General features: G+C 67.6%; 10 protein-coding genes and 2 tRNA genes. 4 read left to right on the top strand and 8 right to left on the bottom strand.

The window, feature by feature from the left end:
- Positions 1 to 112 precede the first annotated feature (112 nt).
- Together A3ES_RS0102210 and A3ES_RS0102205 are read left to right on the top strand one after the other, a co-directional pair.
- Positions 113 to 1,306, top strand: coding sequence for an RtcB family protein (locus A3ES_RS0102210; RefSeq protein WP_020385137.1), 1,194 nt, complete (start codon positions 113 to 115; stop codon positions 1,304 to 1,306).
- Positions 1,307 to 1,451: 145 nt separating this feature from the next.
- Positions 1,452 to 1,541, top strand: a tRNA-Ser gene (locus A3ES_RS0102205).
- 13 nt (positions 1,542 to 1,554) lie between these two features.
- Here A3ES_RS0102205 and A3ES_RS0102200 read toward each other — a convergent pair.
- A complete protein-coding gene (locus A3ES_RS0102200) occupies positions 1,555 to 2,364 on the bottom strand; it encodes an MBL fold metallo-hydrolase (protein ID WP_020385136.1) in 810 nt (269 codons plus the stop codon).
- A 125-nt stretch (positions 2,365 to 2,489) separates the two neighbouring features.
- On the opposite strand from A3ES_RS0102200, the gene A3ES_RS53675 reads away from it, so the two are divergent.
- Positions 2,490 to 2,562: transfer RNA gene (locus tag A3ES_RS53675), tRNA-Glu, on the top strand.
- Between the two features lie 407 nt (positions 2,563 to 2,969).
- On the opposite strand, the gene A3ES_RS0102190 is transcribed toward A3ES_RS53675, so the two are convergent.
- The 7 genes from A3ES_RS0102190 to A3ES_RS0102160 form a co-directional block, all read right to left on the bottom strand.
- Positions 2,970 to 4,358 (bottom strand): FAD-binding oxidoreductase, encoded by a 1,389-nt coding sequence (locus A3ES_RS0102190; protein WP_020385134.1) that lies wholly within the window; start codon positions 4,356 to 4,358, stop codon positions 2,970 to 2,972.
- The gene (locus A3ES_RS0102185) at positions 4,355 to 5,230 is read right to left on the bottom strand and encodes a U32 family peptidase (protein WP_020385133.1); all 876 of its coding nucleotides are present in this window, start codon (positions 5,228 to 5,230) and stop codon (positions 4,355 to 4,357) included. The genes A3ES_RS0102190 and A3ES_RS0102185 overlap by 4 nt, the downstream gene beginning before the upstream one ends.
- Positions 5,227 to 6,561 (bottom strand): nickel pincer cofactor-dependent isomerase, group 22, encoded by a 1,335-nt coding sequence (locus A3ES_RS0102180; RefSeq protein ID WP_020385132.1) that lies wholly within the window; start codon positions 6,559 to 6,561, stop codon positions 5,227 to 5,229. Before A3ES_RS0102180 ends, A3ES_RS0102185 begins: the two co-directional genes overlap by 4 nt.
- Positions 6,561 to 8,438 (bottom strand): IlvD/Edd family dehydratase, encoded by a 1,878-nt coding sequence (locus tag A3ES_RS0102175; RefSeq protein ID WP_020385131.1) that lies wholly within the window; start codon positions 8,436 to 8,438, stop codon positions 6,561 to 6,563. Before A3ES_RS0102175 ends, A3ES_RS0102180 begins: the two co-directional genes overlap by 1 nt.
- A 37-nt stretch (positions 8,439 to 8,475) precedes the next feature.
- The gene (locus A3ES_RS0102170) at positions 8,476 to 9,930 is read right to left on the bottom strand and encodes an aldehyde dehydrogenase (NADP(+)) (protein ID WP_020385130.1); all 1,455 of its coding nucleotides are present in this window, start codon (positions 9,928 to 9,930) and stop codon (positions 8,476 to 8,478) included.
- Positions 9,927 to 10,724: a fumarylacetoacetate hydrolase family protein gene (locus A3ES_RS0102165; RefSeq protein WP_237744835.1), complete on the bottom strand. Its 798-nt coding sequence runs from the start codon at positions 10,722 to 10,724 to the stop codon at positions 9,927 to 9,929. The genes A3ES_RS0102170 and A3ES_RS0102165 overlap by 4 nt, the downstream gene beginning before the upstream one ends.
- A 116-nt stretch (positions 10,725 to 10,840) precedes the next feature.
- Positions 10,841 to 13,612, bottom strand: a complete 2,772-nt coding sequence (locus A3ES_RS0102160) for a UxaA family hydrolase (RefSeq protein WP_020385128.1) — start codon at positions 13,610 to 13,612, stop codon at positions 10,841 to 10,843.
- A gap of 81 nt (positions 13,613 to 13,693) precedes the next feature.
- Here A3ES_RS0102160 and A3ES_RS0102155 point away from each other — a divergent pair, with 81 nt between their 5' ends.
- Positions 13,694 to 14,377, top strand: a complete 684-nt coding sequence (locus A3ES_RS0102155) for a GntR family transcriptional regulator (RefSeq protein WP_020385127.1) — start codon at positions 13,694 to 13,696, stop codon at positions 14,375 to 14,377.
- The last annotated feature ends 430 nt before the right edge of the window (positions 14,378 to 14,807 follow it).

Here is a 14,807-nt window from a genome sequence, read left to right as displayed (position 1 = left end):
GAGCTAAGCCGAGCGTAGGCCTACCGGCAGCCGTCTCGAAAACGGCCGATCCTTCACAGGATGTCTGGGTTCAAATCCCAGGCTCACCGCAACCAGACAAAGGAGTGGGGAGATGAACGTTCAGTACCCCGTCGAGCTGAGTGGGGCCAAGAGCTCCACTCTGATGTGGGCTCAGGAGCATGAGGTCGGGGCGCAGGCGCTGCAGCAGTTGCGGAACATCGCGGCGCTGCCGTGGGTGTACGGCGTCCGGGTGATGCCGGATGTGCACCTGGGCAAGGGTGCGACCGTCGGCTCGGTGATCGCGATGTACCAGGCGGTGTCGCCGGCCGCGGTCGGGGTGGACATCGGGTGTGGCATGGAGGGTGTGCTCACGTCGTTGACCGCTTCGGATCTGCCGGATGACCTGGCGGAGATCCGGTCGCGGATCGAGGCCGCAGTACCGGTCGGTTTCCGGGCGCATGAGTACCCGGTCAGCGTGCGGAAGCTCGGGCTCGATCGTGGCTGGGACCGGTTCTGGGGATCGTTCACCAGCCTGCACGACGGAGTACAGGACCGGGAGAAGAAGGCGCACCAGCAGATGGGTTCGCTGGGTGGCGGCAACCACTTCATCGAGGTCTGCCTCGATGACGATGACCGGGTCTGGCTGATGCTGCACTCGGGCTCGCGCAACATCGGCAAGGAGCTGGCCGAGCGGCACATGCGGATCGCGAAGGCGATGCCGCACAACGCCGATCTGCCGGACCGCGATCTGGCGGTGTTCCTGGCCGGTACGCCGGAGATGGACGCTTATCGCCAGGACCTCACCTGGGCGCAGGAGTACGCCTCGCGCAACCGCGCGGTCATGCTCGCCCTGGTGATGCAGGCGGTGCGGGAGTCGTTCGAGCAGCAGATCACCTTCGAGAAGCCGATCTCGTGCCACCACAACTACGTGGCCGAGGAGACGATCGACGGGCTCGACCTGCTCGTCACCCGCAAGGGCGCGATCCGGGCGGGGGCCGGTGATCTCGGGCTGATCCCGGGTTCGATGGGAACCGGCTCGTACGTCGTTCGCGGGCTCGGCTCGGAGCAGTCCTTCTACTCGGCCTCGCACGGGGCAGGCCGGCGGATGAGCCGCAACGAGGCGAAGCGCCGCTACACGGTCGACGACCTGATCGCCCAGACCGCCGGGGTGGAGTCCCGCAAGGACGCCGGCGTGCTGGACGAACTGCCGGCGGCGTACAAGGACATCGAGTCGGTCATCGCCGCCCAGTCGGACCTGGTCGAGGTCGTCGCCCACCTCAAGCAGGTCATCTGCGTCAAGGGTTGATGCCGTCGGGGCGGTGTGCGTGGCCCGTCGTGCGCATCTTCCTTCATAACTAAGCGTACAAGCGAGGGGCTGGCTGGAGCTTGGGTTGTCCACAGCCTCGGTGGGTCTCGGCCGCCGTCGTCAGGGGAGACGGCGGCCGGGTCGAGGTGAGGTCCGCCTGATGGCAGGGGCAGCGGTTTGCTAAACCGTCGATCGGCCGCTGGCTGGTCCGCGAGTTCGAATCTCGCCCTCACCGCGAACTTGTCGTACTACGCGCTGCTGGCGGGCTCGAAGCTGGCGAGCATCTCCTCCAGCGCGTGCTGGTCGGGGCCGATGAACGGATCGGAGGTCGGCGCGATGGTGAGCATGTCGAGGAACTCCGCGGTCTGCCCGGCGGCGGGTGGCAGGTGCGTGCTGAGGATGAACGACGGATCCATGGCGCGTACAGGATCGACGGTGCCGAGGAACCTCATCTGATCCACGTTGTGCACCCACGGGCTGTCGAGCGTGGCCCAGAGCAACTGGCCGGCGCGGAGCGCATCTCGCGGAACGTCCCTGACCTCACTGCCGCCAGCCAGCTCACTGGTCGGCAGAGGAGCGCCGAAACAGTCGGAGCTGAAGCAGATCTGCGATCGGTCGTCGTAGAAGCCTACGGTCGCGGGACTGTCGTACAGGGGTGGGCGGAAGCCTGTCAGCGTGCGATCGCCGACGTCCAGCGACTGGCCGGGGTTGAGCAGATAGACCCGGTCCAACGGCAACGGCCGCTGGGTCGAGAGGATGCCCGCGCCGACGAAGGTCGTAATCACTCGCGCCTGTGGAGCGGCTTCGAGCAGATCGAAGAGCCCGCCGGTGTGGTCGCGGTCCGGGTGCGTCAGCCAGATCCAGCGCACGTCGGCCGGGTCGACCACCGAGCCGAGCACCTCCACGAAGTTCCGGTCGGGAAGGCTGAGCCCGGTATCGACGACGACCGGCTCAGCCGCCTGCAGGACAAAGGCATTCACCGCCAGGAAGCCGAGCCCCGGCACCTCGAGCTGATCGTTCAGAACAACTGCGTCGCGTCCGATCCGATGGATTTCCATGATGTCCCCTCCTTTTCGGATGGTCTGCCTGCCCAAGGCAACGAGTCAACACCTGGCGCCGAAGACCACCGACCGTATCCGGCGCCTTACCGTGCGCCGGATCGCACGTGCACACAGCAAGCCCCGTTGGTCTAGTGGGTAGGACGTCCGGTTCTCAGCCGGAAGGTCGCCGGTTCGAATCCGGTCTCCTGCACTCCATTCATCAATCAGCAAGAAAGGAGGACCGGCCATGGCCGATCTCAGAAACAAGCGGAAGAAGATTCCTGGCGGTAGGACCGGTGCTCCGGTCCGGCAGGGTCACGCCCTGCGGCGCGTGCAGCTTGCCTGTGGGCATGTTCAGCGCGATCGGATCGCCCGCTCGGGCGATCACGTGTGGTGTGAAGGCGACTGCTCCGACTGGGTGCGTGTCGTCTCAGTCGACGAGTGACAGCTTCCGGGTACGTCGAGCCAGCGCGGCGGCGTACCCGGGAAGCTCTCTGGTGACGGATGCACGCCCGGCCCTCCGAAGGCTGGGTCCCTGGTTCGACTCCAGGCAGGGAGACTCGCGTGAAGGATAGTTGCCACGGAGCGGCAAAAATCCTTCACGCCGTGGTGCGATGCCGTTCTCAGCCAGCGTCGTCCAGTAGCACCTTGCCGGGGTTCAGCAGGTTTTGGGGATCGAAGACCTGTTTGATCCGGCGGTGCAGGTCGAGGCCGACGGGGCCGAGTTCCTGTTCCAGCCAGCGGGCCTTGAGCGTTCCGATGCCGTGTTCGCCGGTGATCGTGCCGCCGAGGGCCAGGCCGAGGTTCATCACTTCGCCGAAGGCTTCCAGAGCCCGAGCTTCGGCTGCCGCGTCGTCGCGGTCGAAGACCACGGTCGGGTGCATGTTGCCGTCACCTACGTGCCCTGGGCAACAGATCAGCACGTCGTACTTCGTACCGATCTCCGCGACCCCTTTCAGCAGAGCCACCAGCTTGCTGCGCGGTACTGCGACGTCGTCGACCAGCGTCACGCCGAGCGGCTCGAGCGCCGCGTTCACCAGGCGACGGGCCTCCAGCAACATCCGCGACTCCTCCGCATCGGAGGCCTCAGCCACCTCGACTGCCCCGAAAGCCGTGCAGATGCGGGCGATCTGAGCTACGTCCTCAGCCGCTCGAGGACCGCGATCCGACTGCGCGATCAACAGCGAGCCCACATCGGCGGGCAACCCCATGTCTCGATAGTCCTGGATCGCCCGAGCCGTCGGCCCGTCGAGAAACTCCAGCAACGAGGGGCGCAACCCCGACGCCATCACAGCAGCCGCCGCGGCGATCCCGTCCTCGATCGTCAGGAAGGTGGCGGCCGCGGTCAGCGCCGCCTCAGGAGCCGGCCGCAACGCAAGCGTCGCCTCGGTGACGACACCCAGCGTTCCTTCCGAGCCCACGATCAGCCGTGTCAGGTCGTAGCCCGCGACACCTTTCACGGTCCGCCGCCCGGTACGCACCACCTCGCCGGATGCGAGCACCACTTCCAGACCACGAACGAAGTCGCCGGTCACGCCGTACTTCACACAGCACAACCCGCCCGCGTTGGTCGCGATGTTGCCACCGATCGTTGACATCTCCCAGGACGACGGATCCGGTGGATAGAAGAGCCCTTGGTCCAAAACGGCGCGCGACAACTCGGAGTTCACGACCCCCGGCTGCACGACCGCGACTTGGTCCTCAACCGAGATCTCCAGGATCTGGTTCAGCCGCGAGGTCGACAGCAACAGACACCCGTCGAGCGCATTCGCAGCACCAGACAACCCAGTCCGCGCGCCCTGCGTCACCACCGGTACGCCGTACTCCCCCGCGGCCCGCAGTACCTCCTGCACCTCTGCGGTGGACGCGGGCCGCACCAGAACGAGCGGTACTCCGGCCTTGCAGAAGGTCGCGTGATCGTTGCGATGGCTGTCCAGTACGTCGGGGTCGGTGACGACCCCCTTCTCCCCCAGCGAGGCCCGCAACCGCGCGACCAGCAAGTCGGAGCTCATTCCTCATCCTGTTCGGCCAGCAGTCGCAAGACCAGCTCAGCGCGACGGACGCGTTCACGCCCGAGCGCCTCAGACGTCGCGGCCAGGTGAGCGCCGGCCGGGTAGATGTTCGGCGCGTTGCGCAGTCCCATCTTCAGGTAGACCGGCGCCGCGACCCGCACCACGTCGGGCACGTCGTAGAACCGCACATGACCGCCCTGATCGTCCGGTACCTCGATGTACATGTCGATCGGCACAGTCGTCACCGACCGGATCTCGGCGAGCACGCTGATCGGGAGATCAGTCGACACGTTCAGGCTGGTCGCACCCAGCCGTTCGTACAGCGCTGCGGTCGATGCGTTGGGCAACGGCATCAGCACCGAGGTCTTCAGCACCAGATCGGCCGGCAGCTCGCCTTCCTTCTTCAGCAGGCCGAGCAACTCCAGCACGCCCAGATCGCCGACCAGCAGACTCCGTACGCCGAGCTCAACCGCCCGATACGCGTCACACAGCGACGCGGCAACCATGTCGTTGCCGCGAGCAACACCACCGACGGCGGCCGAGACCTTGGCCTGACCGCCCGTGTCCCAAGCGCCGCGCGGTCCGAGGAAGAGGCAGACCTCGACATCGTGGTCGGCGCCGAGGACAAGCATCTCGTCGATCTCACCGTCGGTCAGCATCATCACGCCGCTGCCCTGCGAGACGCGATGCACCGTGACGCCGCGCGCCGACGCCTCGTCGAGCACGGTCCGCATCACGGCCGGACCCTCACAACTCGGAATCTCCACCTTGTACTGCGCCCCGTCGCCGAACCGCCGCGTCGAGGCGAAGTCCCGAGCCGGGGTGACCAGGCCCCGGTCGGCCAGTAGCGCATGGGCTTCCCGCAGGTTCATCGTTCTCCCCAGCCAGTCAGCGATCCCGTCGCATCGGTCAGTTCCCGGGCGGTCCCGGTGATCTCCAGATCGAACCGGTCCACCACCTCGGCCAGCAGCGCCGGCGTCACCATCAACTCGTTCGGCGACAAGGTGTCCTTGATCCGGGCGAGTCTCAACTCGGACCAGTCCCGCCGTCCGCTCATCGTCACCGCACCCAGTACCGCGGCCGCGTCGTCCTCCAGCACCATCGGCAACCGGGATCGCCGCGCTCCCCCGGAGCCCGAGGTCAACGCGTTCACATAGCTCGCCCGCAGGTCGATCTGCTCGAGCATCGACGCCGGAATCACGTCCGCCAACCCGAGCCCCGACGCGTTCCCGTGCGACGCCTCCGACAAGCGATGCACGCTCACCGCGGCGATCGACGGCGACTCGAACTCGGGAATGCCGTGCACCCAGCATCGCCCGAGCACGTTCGTGTCCATCCCCGTACCCGACTTGTCCTTGCCCATCTCGTCCACCACGAGCACGTCGAGCGAGTCGAACGGCAACCGCGCCATCAGACTCCCAGCCCTCGCCAGCAAGGCGTTCTCCGCTACACCCGCGATGCCTTCGGCACCAACCAGCGCGACGGCGGCGGTCTGTTCATAGGCGTTCTCGAGAATCGCGAGCCCACCCAGGATCTTGCCGGAAGCAATCACCATCCGGGCCGCTGCCTCGATGGATGACCCGAGCAACGGAATTCCGCCGGCATGCAGGGCGGCCGCGCCTTGATGATTGCCGAGCCCGATCGCCAGGATCTTCCCCAGCCCGCTCTCGACCGGTCCATGGAAGTCCGTATGCGGTTTCACCCGGTTGATCAGCAGCACCCCGTCAGCCTTGGCCGCCAGTGCGTCGTGATGCACCGGAGTCCCGTCCGGCAAGTTGCCGAGGACAACCGTCTCCATGGTCGCCTCGATCGGGCAACCGACGGACTCGGGCGTCACCCCCAACCCAGCAAGCATTTCCCGCTGACCTTCGGCGGTCGCACCACCATGCGATCCCATCGCCGGTACTACGAACGGCTCCGCGCCGGCCGTTCGCAGCCAGTCGACAGTCGCACGGACGACGGTCACCAGGTCGTGGATGCCACGGCTGCCCGCCGTCACCGCGATGCGTGCTCCGGGTTTGATTGCCGCGGCCAACGGTGCCAGGGCGGCCTGCGCAGCGGAGTACGGGTCCTGCTCGGTGGGGACATCGTGGAGCAGGCTGCGGATGGGAGTGACCTGCGGGAGGGCACCCGCGGGTCGCAGGCCGCGGATTGCCTCGAAAGGCCCCCACGGCCCGCCAGCAGACGGAACGCCGCCCGACATCAGTGACTCTGGCGGGCTACGGCCGAGCCGCTGCGACCGACGAGGAAGTCGAGATCGCAGCCTTGGTTGGCCTGGGTGACATGGTCGACGTAGAGGCGGGCCCAACCGCGATCGGTCGGCGCGGGTGGAGCCTGCCAGTCCGCGCGGCGCTTGGCCAGTTCCTCCTCGGAGACGTCCAGATGCAAGGTCCGCGCCGGTACGTCGAGCTCGATCCAGTCACCCGTCCGGACCAGGGCGAGCGGACCACCGACGGCCGCCTCGGGCGCGACGTGCAGGACCACGGTCCCGTACGCCGTACCGCTCATCCGGGCGTCCGAGATCCGGACCATGTCCTCGACACCTTGTTCGGCGAGCTTGCGCGGGATCGTCATGTTGCCGACCTCGGGCATGCCGGGATAGCCGCGGGGACCGGCGTTCTGGAGGACGAGCACGGTGTCGGCGTCGACGTCGAGGTCCGGGTCGTCGACGGCCAGGTCGTACTCCTCGATGCTGCTGAACACGAGGGCTTTACCGCGATGCTGCAACAATCGCTCGGACGCCGCGGATTGCTTGACCACGGCACCGTCCGGGGCCAGATTCCCTTTCAGTACTGCGGTTCCGGCGCCGCTGCCGAGCGGATCACCGACGGCACGGATCACGTCCGTGTCGACCGTGCGCTCCGTGTTCGCGACATTCTCGCCGATCGTCTTGCCCGTCACGGTGATCGCGTCGGCCTTCAGCAGCGGGAGGATCTCACGCATCACCGCCGGCAGGCCGCCCGCGTAGTAGAAGTCCTCCATCAGGTACTTGCCCGACGGCTGCAGGTCGACGAGCCACGGTACGCCGCGGGCCCACTCGTCCATGTCGTCCAGGGTGAGGTCGACGCCGGCGCGGCCCGCGATCGCGAGCAGGTGGATCACGGCGTTGGTGGAACCGCCGATCGCGGCGTTGGCCCGTACTGCGTTCGCGAACGCGTCGCGGGTCAGGATGTCGCTCGGCTTGAGGTCTTCCTCGACCATCTGGACGATCCGCTGGCCGGCCTGCTGGGCGATCGCGTAGCGGCGGGAGTCGACGGCGGGGATCGCGGCCGAGCCGGTCAACTGGAGACCGAGCGCTTCGGCCATGCAGGCCATCGTGGACGCCGTACCCATCGTCATGCAGTGGCCGTTGCTGCGGGACATGCCGGATTCGGCGGCGGCGTAGTCCTCCTGCGTCATCCGGCCGGCGTTGACGTCCTGGGTGAACCGCCAGACCGCAGTACCGGAGCCGATGTCGCAGCCGCGGAACTTGCCGTTGAGCATGGGGCCGCCGGTCACCACCAGCGTCGGCAGGTCGACCGAGGCGGCGCCCATGATGGAGCCGGGGGTGGTCTTGTCGCAGCCGGTCAGCAGGATCGCGCCGTCGATCGGGTTGCCGCGGAGGGACTCCTCGACGTCCATGCTGAGCAGGTTGCGGAAGAGCATCGCGGTGGGGCGCAACATCGTCTCGCCGAGCGACATCACCGGGAACTCCAGCGGAAATCCGCCCGCTTGCCAGACGCCGCGCTTGACCGACTCCGCGAGGCGGCGCAGGTGCGCGTTGCAGGGAGTGAGCTCGGACCAGGTGTTACAGATCCCGATCACCGGCCGCCCGTCGAACACCTCGTCGGAGAACCCCTGAGCCCGCATCCAGGACCGGTGGATGAACCCGTTCCGATCCTTCTCCCCGAACCAGTGATCAAAGCTCCGCCGCCCGGTCCCGCCGCCTGCGGCGGCGGGGGTTGGGGAAGGCGGAGTGGACGCGCCCTCCGTGCTTGGCGAAGCGCCCTCCGGGCGGCCGGTCTTCTCGAGAGTCGGCTCGCCGCCCGCGCCGGCGTCTGCGGGTGTGGATGGGGTGGGGTCGCTCGGGTTGTCGCTCATGGGGAAACCTCCGCGGTGAGGGCGGTCGGTGGGGTGGTCATCGAGGAACTTCGGCGGTGGTGATCGTTCCGTTGATTCGGCGGGGGATGCCTGCGGGGTTGGTGTTTTGCAGGACGGCGGGGAGGACGGTGTCGGGGGTGTTCTGGTAGGTGACGGGGCGTTGGAAGCGGCGGGCGGCGGTGACGCCGACGCTGGTGTGGATCGAGCCGACTGTCGACGGGAACGGGCCGCCGTGGTGCTGGGCCCAGGAGACGGCGACGCCGGTGGACCAGCCGTTCCAGAGGACTCGGCCGGCTCGTTCGGTCAGCTTCGGGAGGAGCGCGCGGGCCAGGTCGGCGTCCGCGTCCTCCTCCGCGTGCAGGGTGGCGGTCAGGTTGCCCTCGAAGGCCTCGACCGCGGCGGTCAGTTCCTCGACCGAGGAGTACTCGACGACGATCGACACCGGGCCGAAGCACTCCTCCAGGATCGCCTCGCGACGCTCCAGCAACTCGGCGACCGTCGTACCGAGCAGTGTCGCGCCGCCATCGCTCAGCACCCGGATGCCGTCGACCTTGCGCAACCGGTCGAGCCCGGACGAGAAGCCCGACGCGATCCGGTCGTTCAGCATCGGCGCCTGCGCGACCCCGTCGGTTGCCTCGATCAACTGGTCCTGCAGACCGTGGCCGGCCGGCAGGAAGAGCAGCCCGGGCTTGGTGCAGAACTGACCGACCCCGAGCGTGAACGACCCGACGTACCCGGTCGCGATCTCGTTGCCCCGGGCATCGACTGCTGCCTGGGTGACGAAGACCGGGTTGAGGCTGCCGAGCTCGCCGTAGAACGGGATCGGCTCCGGCCGCGTCACCGCGATCTCGTGCAACGCCTTCCCGGCCGGCACCGAACCGGTGAACCCCGCGGCCGTGATCCGCGGATCCTTCAACGCGGTCACGCCGACGTCGTACCCCTGGACCAATCCCAGCGTCCCCGCCGGTGCGCCAGCGACTCGCAGTGCCTCGATCATCACCTCAGCTGTCCGCACCGACAACTCCGGGTGACCCGGGTGTGCCTTGACGATCACTGGGCAGCCGGCCGCGAGCGCCGAAGCGGTGTCGCCACCACAGACACTGAACGCGAACGGGAAGTTGCTGGCGGCAAACACGAGCACCGGCCCGAGCGGTACCAGTACCCGGCGCAGATCCGGCCGCGGTACCGGCTTGGCGTCCGGGTCGGCGGTGTCGATGGTGACCTCGAGCAACGATCCCTCGGCGAGCGCGTCGGCGAACATCCGCAGCTGACCGCTACTCCGCGCGACCTCGCCACGCAGCCGGGCCTCGGGCAGTGATGTCTCACGCATCGCGATCGGCACCAGGTCGTCCACGGCCGCATCCAGCGCATCAGCCGTCGCACGAATCCAGTCGGCCCGTACTGCGGGCTCCGACGCGGCCAGCGGCCCGGCTGCGGCCGCCGCGTCGCTCAGAGCCTGCTCAAGCTCGGCTGGGGTGGTGTCGGGGGTCATCGGTTCTCCTCCAGAGTTTGCGTTGCCAGGAAGGCAAATGGTTCCCGGCCGATAGCCACCGTATTCGTCAGCGTGCCGACCTCGCTGATCGAGATCGCCACTTCGTCGCCGGCCCGCAGCGCGAAGTCCAGTTCGGGCACGATTCCGGTCCCCGTCGCGAGGATCACGCCGTCGGGGAACTCGTTGGGCGCGAACAGGACGTCGATCAGGTCCTGCAGCTCGCGGATCAGCTGCTTGGTCGACGTCGTACCGGTGAACACGTCGTCGCCGTCGCGGCGGATCGCGAGGTCGATGGTGAGATTCTTCGCATCCTCGATCTCCCAAGCCGGGCGGATCCCGGTGGCCAGCGCGCAGCCGCCGGCGAAGACCTTCGCCTGCGGGATGTAGAGCGGGTTCTCGCCCTCGATCGAGCGGGAGCTGACGTCGTTGCAGACGGTGAAGCCGACGATCTCGCCGCGGCTGTTCGCCACGATCGCGAGCTCGGGTTCGGGGACGTCGTGGCCGGAGTCGTCGCGGATACCGATCTGCTCGCCGTCTGTGACGAGCCGCCACGCTGGCGACTTGGGGAACAACTCGGGACGCGGGGCGGAGTACACGCGGTCGTAGACAGACTGCTCGGTGCTCTCCTCCATCCGCGCGCCGCGGGACCGCTCGTACGTGACGCCGGCGCACCACACCTCGCCGCGCCCGTCGAGGGGCGGCAGGAGCTTCACCTCGGACACCGGTACGCCGTCGCCGAGCTGGCCGGTTGCCGAGCGGAGCTCCTCCGTGCTCAGGCGAAGGAGCTCCGCCACACTGGTGAGCCCCTGAACCGGTGCCACCGTGTCACCGATTCGGACGCCGGGCTGGGGCCGTTGTCCAGGGAGCTGGTACCGGACCAAATGCATTGGTTCCACCTTTCGAGCCGAGGTCACATCGAGGTGCCGAGCAGGCCGCGGGTGATCTGGAAGCCGACGTTGCCGGAAGCAACCGCCTTCGGGACCAACTGCCTGCTCGCCACTGCTGCCAGGGTTTCCAGCGCGACCGTTGCCTGATCCTCTGCATTGCCTGAGGCAACTGCATCCAGGTCGTCACCGTACTGCGCGACTGTCTCCGGGTCTGTGCTGAACTCCACCACCGGGACGAACCGCTGGGCCGACAAGGTGCCGCTGGCAACATGTGCGAGCACCTGCTGGACGCCGCCTGCACCGTAGCCGGTCACGGTCTCCATCCAGTCGGTGCCTGGCATCCGCATCACGTGCCAGCCCTTGGCAGTGAACCGTTGACCGTGGGCAATCGTCGGGCCTACCGCGGCGGGCGAGCCGAAGGCGGCGTACCGGAAGGTCTCGTCGGCCAGGAGAGCGCCTCTGGACGAGAGCACGACTGAGCCGCCGGCCGCGACGATTTCGCGGCCGGTCAGGGCCAGCGCCTCGGCGGTCTCGGGGGTGAGTGGGCCGCGGGCTTCGAGGGCGATGGTCAGTTCGCCGATCGTGCTCGGGGTTTCTTCAGGTGCGGGGAGGTCGAAGCTGCCGAACCAGTCGCGGACGCGGTTGGTGACGGCGTCGAGTCCGCCGTCGGCCTGGATGCTCGCCCAGCCGAAGCGTGACGGGTCGGCGCCGGCCTCGACGAGGCGGGCGCGGAAGTAGTCGTTGTGCGTCTTCTCGCAGCCGTGCTCAAGGAGGAGGGCCATGCGGGTGTTGGGGTGGAGGAGGTAGCCGAGCATCGTACGCGCGAACGTTTCCTCGGAGGCGCCGCCGCTGGAGCCGCATCCCTCGGTGTGCGGGAGTGCGACCATCCGCGTGACGGCGTCGCCGGCCCATCGCTCCAGTTCTGCTTGTGCCGCTAGTCGGAGAGCGATCTGCCCGGAACACAAGCTTGTCGGGAGGATGAGGCCGACTGCTTCGGGAACGACCCGATCGTCCACCCGCAGCAAGCGAAGCGCGCCTAACGGCGCGAAGGCGAGAGAAGCGGGGGTGGTGAATGGGAGGGGGGTGGCGGGGAGGGGTGCGTCTCGGTCTTCGGCGGGGAGGTCTAGGAGGTTGCGGGTAGTGCGGCCGTCGGGGGTGATGGAGATGCCTTCGCGGGGGCCGTTCTGGCGCCAGTTGCGCCAGATGGAGACCTGGCTGTGGCCGGCGCGTTCGCCTGCGCTGGGTTCGCCTGAGGCGACTCGGACGGTGAGATCGAACGTCTCGGCGGTGAGGTCGTCCATCGGCGTACCGGTCAGGTAGCGGCCGGCGTCGACGTCCATCTCGGCGTGCAGCAGCTCGTACCGCGTCGACGTGGTGACGAACTTGATCGTCGGCACGAACGGAAAGTTGGTGATCGAGCCGTTCCCGGTGGTGAAGAAGATCAGGTTGCAGCCGCTCGCGACCTGGCCGGCGACGGACTCCAGATCATTGCCGGGGCTGTCCATGAAGACGAACCCATGGCCGGGCAGCCGTTCGGCGTAGTCGATCACGTGATCCAGCCGGACATCGCGATCCAGCTTGCGCGCGGCCCCGACGGACTTGAGCACGATGTTGTAGAGACCGCGATATACGTTGCCACCGGACGGATTGCCCTCGGCCGTATGCCCATGCCAGCCGACCCGTTCCTTGAACGACTGCACCGTCCGGAGAAATCTCCTGGCCGTCGGCAAGTCCCGGACGTTCTTGAGAACGTAGCCCTCGGCACCGATCAGCTCATCGGTCTCAGCCAGTACCGCGATGCCGCCGTGCCGGATCACCTCACGCCCGACAGCACCCGACAACGGGTTCGCACTGACCCCCGAGAACGCATCAGAACCACCGCACTGCAAGCCGATCCAGAGATCCGCGAGCGGAACCTCCTGCCTCTCCTGCCCAGCAACGACCGGCAACCACGGCTCGACCAACCGGCCCGCAGCCGTCAGGTCCGCCTCGAACCCAGCTTTCCGGGTGAAGTACGCATGCGGAACACGAATCGGCGGATAACCCTGCTCCGCCATGAAGTCCTTGATCGCCTGCCCCGACACCAGTTCGCCATCGGTTTCGACAATCAGCACCGCCCCGACGTTGGGATTCAACGCGAACCCCGCCAACGTGGCCAGCAGGAAATGCAGGTTGTTCGGCGTACCGTCCTCTCCGCCTTCGGTATGAGCAACCGGTACTACGCCGTCGAACCCTTCAGCACCGTCGAAGCGCTTGGCGAGCTCGGTGACAAAACCACTGCTGCGAGAACTCGTCGCCATCAGTACGACGTGATTGCGCGTGCCGGCCGGGCCTTGCTCTCGCGGGTAGCCAAGGAACGTGCCGGGCTGCTCGACCGACGTGACCTGCTGACCGAGATTGAGGGCCGACTCGTCGAGTTCGTACGGGTCGAGGGGTTCGTTCTTGGCACTGGGCTCGGCAGGGAGTCCTTCGATGCCCCTGGCCGACACGGCGGCGAGGCTGGTCGGAGTACAGACGTAGTCGCCGACCTCGAGGTCGCGGAGGGCTCGGGCGAACGGGGTGTTCCACGACAGCAGCGGCTCGCCGGTGGCGATCGGGCGGGCAACCAAACGGTGGCCTTCGAGCACGGTGTTCGGCAGCGGCACCGGCGTACCGGCGAAGTCGATCACGGTGCCCGCGTCGAGGCGACGCGAGGAGATGGCGACGTTGTCGCCCGGCTCGGGCAGTACGCCGATCTCGTCGAACCTGAGCAAGGTTTCCGCCTCCGGGTGGCTGGCTGCGCTGGAATCGTGCATGATGCATGATTACCAGTGCCACCCTGCCGAACTGCGCGGGCTGGGTCAAGGGCACGACCAGTCCCTGGAGAAGGGAGCCCGATGAACCAGATACTCGAGCCGCAGGATCGCCGGCTGCTGCGCCGGCAGATGCTGGCCGACGACGTGTACGAGGCGATCAAGACGATGCTGATGGACCACGCGATCCAGCCGGGCGCGCGGATCTCCATCGACGGGCTGGCGCGGGACTTCCAGGTGTCGTCCACGCCGGTCCGCGAGGCGCTCGCGCGGCTGGAGTCGGAGGGGCTGGCGGACAAGGAGCCGCTCAAGGGGTACCGGGCGACTCCGCTGCTGAGCTTGGCCGAGTTCGATGATCTCTATCGCTTCCGGCTGCTACTGGAGCCGTGGGCTTCCCGACGGGCAGCCGAACTCATCGACGATGCCGGCCGCGACCGCCTTCGCGCCGAACTCGCGAAGGCGGTGGAGCCGACCTCGGTCGACTACGCCGGCTACAAGTCCCTCACGGCACACGACAACCGCTTCCACTCACTGATCGCGGGCTTGTCAGGGAGCGAGCAGGTGCGGCTCGCTTTCCAGCGAACCCACTGCCACCTGCACATCTTCCGCCTCCACTACGACCGCGACACCGGCCCCGAAGTACTGGTCGAACACCGCCAGATCGTCGAAGCCATCACCTCCGGCGACCCCACCGCAGCCGAGTCCGCCATGACCGACCACCTCGAGAACTCGATGAGCCACCGCCTCCGCAAGGTCTACGACCAGTAACACCCGGCCCGGCGGTCGGCATGGGCCTGCCGCTACCCGTGAGGGCTCCGCCGGACGCCGATCGCGTGCTGCTGCCTGCCGGCCTCAGGTGATTTTCCTAGGGTTCCAGCGCGTGCGTCCCGGTGTGGTCGACCCGGAACTTGAAGCCGTGCCGGGTGGTCCATTCCAGGGCGCCGTCGTCGAGGCGCTCGACCGCCCACTGGCCGAGCGTCTTGACCCGGTGGCTGTAGCGCCGCAGCGGGGCGAGGTTCGCGATACTGGTCTGCCCCGGNGGCCCGGTATCGGAGAAGTCGTACGGCGTGACGTGGTCAAGGTCGGTGCTCTCGGTGGTCTCGGCGGCTCCGTAGGGAAACTGCTCGACCGGGTAGGTGAGCTTGAGGCGTTCGCGCATCTCCCGCGGCACCTCGTAGGCATTGACGTTGATCCGGTT

This window comes from Kribbella catacumbae DSM 19601, from assembly GCF_000372465.1.
GTDB lineage: Bacteria > Actinomycetota > Actinomycetes > Propionibacteriales > Kribbellaceae > Kribbella > Kribbella catacumbae.
This window is presented reverse-complemented; position numbering and strand designations above follow the sequence as displayed.

What these genes read in the sequence shown, in the direction of transcription:
- A3ES_RS0102190 (WP_020385134.1), bottom strand. Translation starts at nt 4,358, where the DNA reads ATGAGCTCCGACTTGCTGGTCGCGCGGTTGCGGGCCTCGCTGGGGGAG.
- A3ES_RS0102160 (WP_020385128.1), bottom strand. Translation starts at nt 13,612, where the DNA reads ATGCACGATTCCAGCGCAGCCAGCCACCCGGAGGCGGAAACCTTGCTC.
- A3ES_RS0102210 (WP_020385137.1), top strand. Translation starts at nt 113, where the DNA reads ATGAACGTTCAGTACCCCGTCGAGCTGAGTGGGGCCAAGAGCTCCACT.
- A3ES_RS0102180 (WP_020385132.1), bottom strand. Translation starts at nt 6,561, where the DNA reads ATGTCGGGCGGCGTTCCGTCTGCTGGCGGGCCGTGGGGGCCTTTCGAG.
- A3ES_RS0102170 (WP_020385130.1), bottom strand. Translation starts at nt 9,930, where the DNA reads ATGACCCCCGACACCACCCCAGCCGAGCTTGAGCAGGCTCTGAGCGAC.
- A3ES_RS0102175 (WP_020385131.1), bottom strand. Translation starts at nt 8,438, where the DNA reads ATGAGCGACAACCCGAGCGACCCCACCCCATCCACACCCGCAGACGCC.
- A3ES_RS0102155 (WP_020385127.1), top strand. Translation starts at nt 13,694, where the DNA reads ATGAACCAGATACTCGAGCCGCAGGATCGCCGGCTGCTGCGCCGGCAG.
- A3ES_RS0102185 (WP_020385133.1), bottom strand. Translation starts at nt 5,230, where the DNA reads ATGAACCTGCGGGAAGCCCATGCGCTACTGGCCGACCGGGGCCTGGTC.
- A3ES_RS0102200 (WP_020385136.1), bottom strand. Translation starts at nt 2,364, where the DNA reads ATGGAAATCCATCGGATCGGACGCGACGCAGTTGTTCTGAACGATCAG.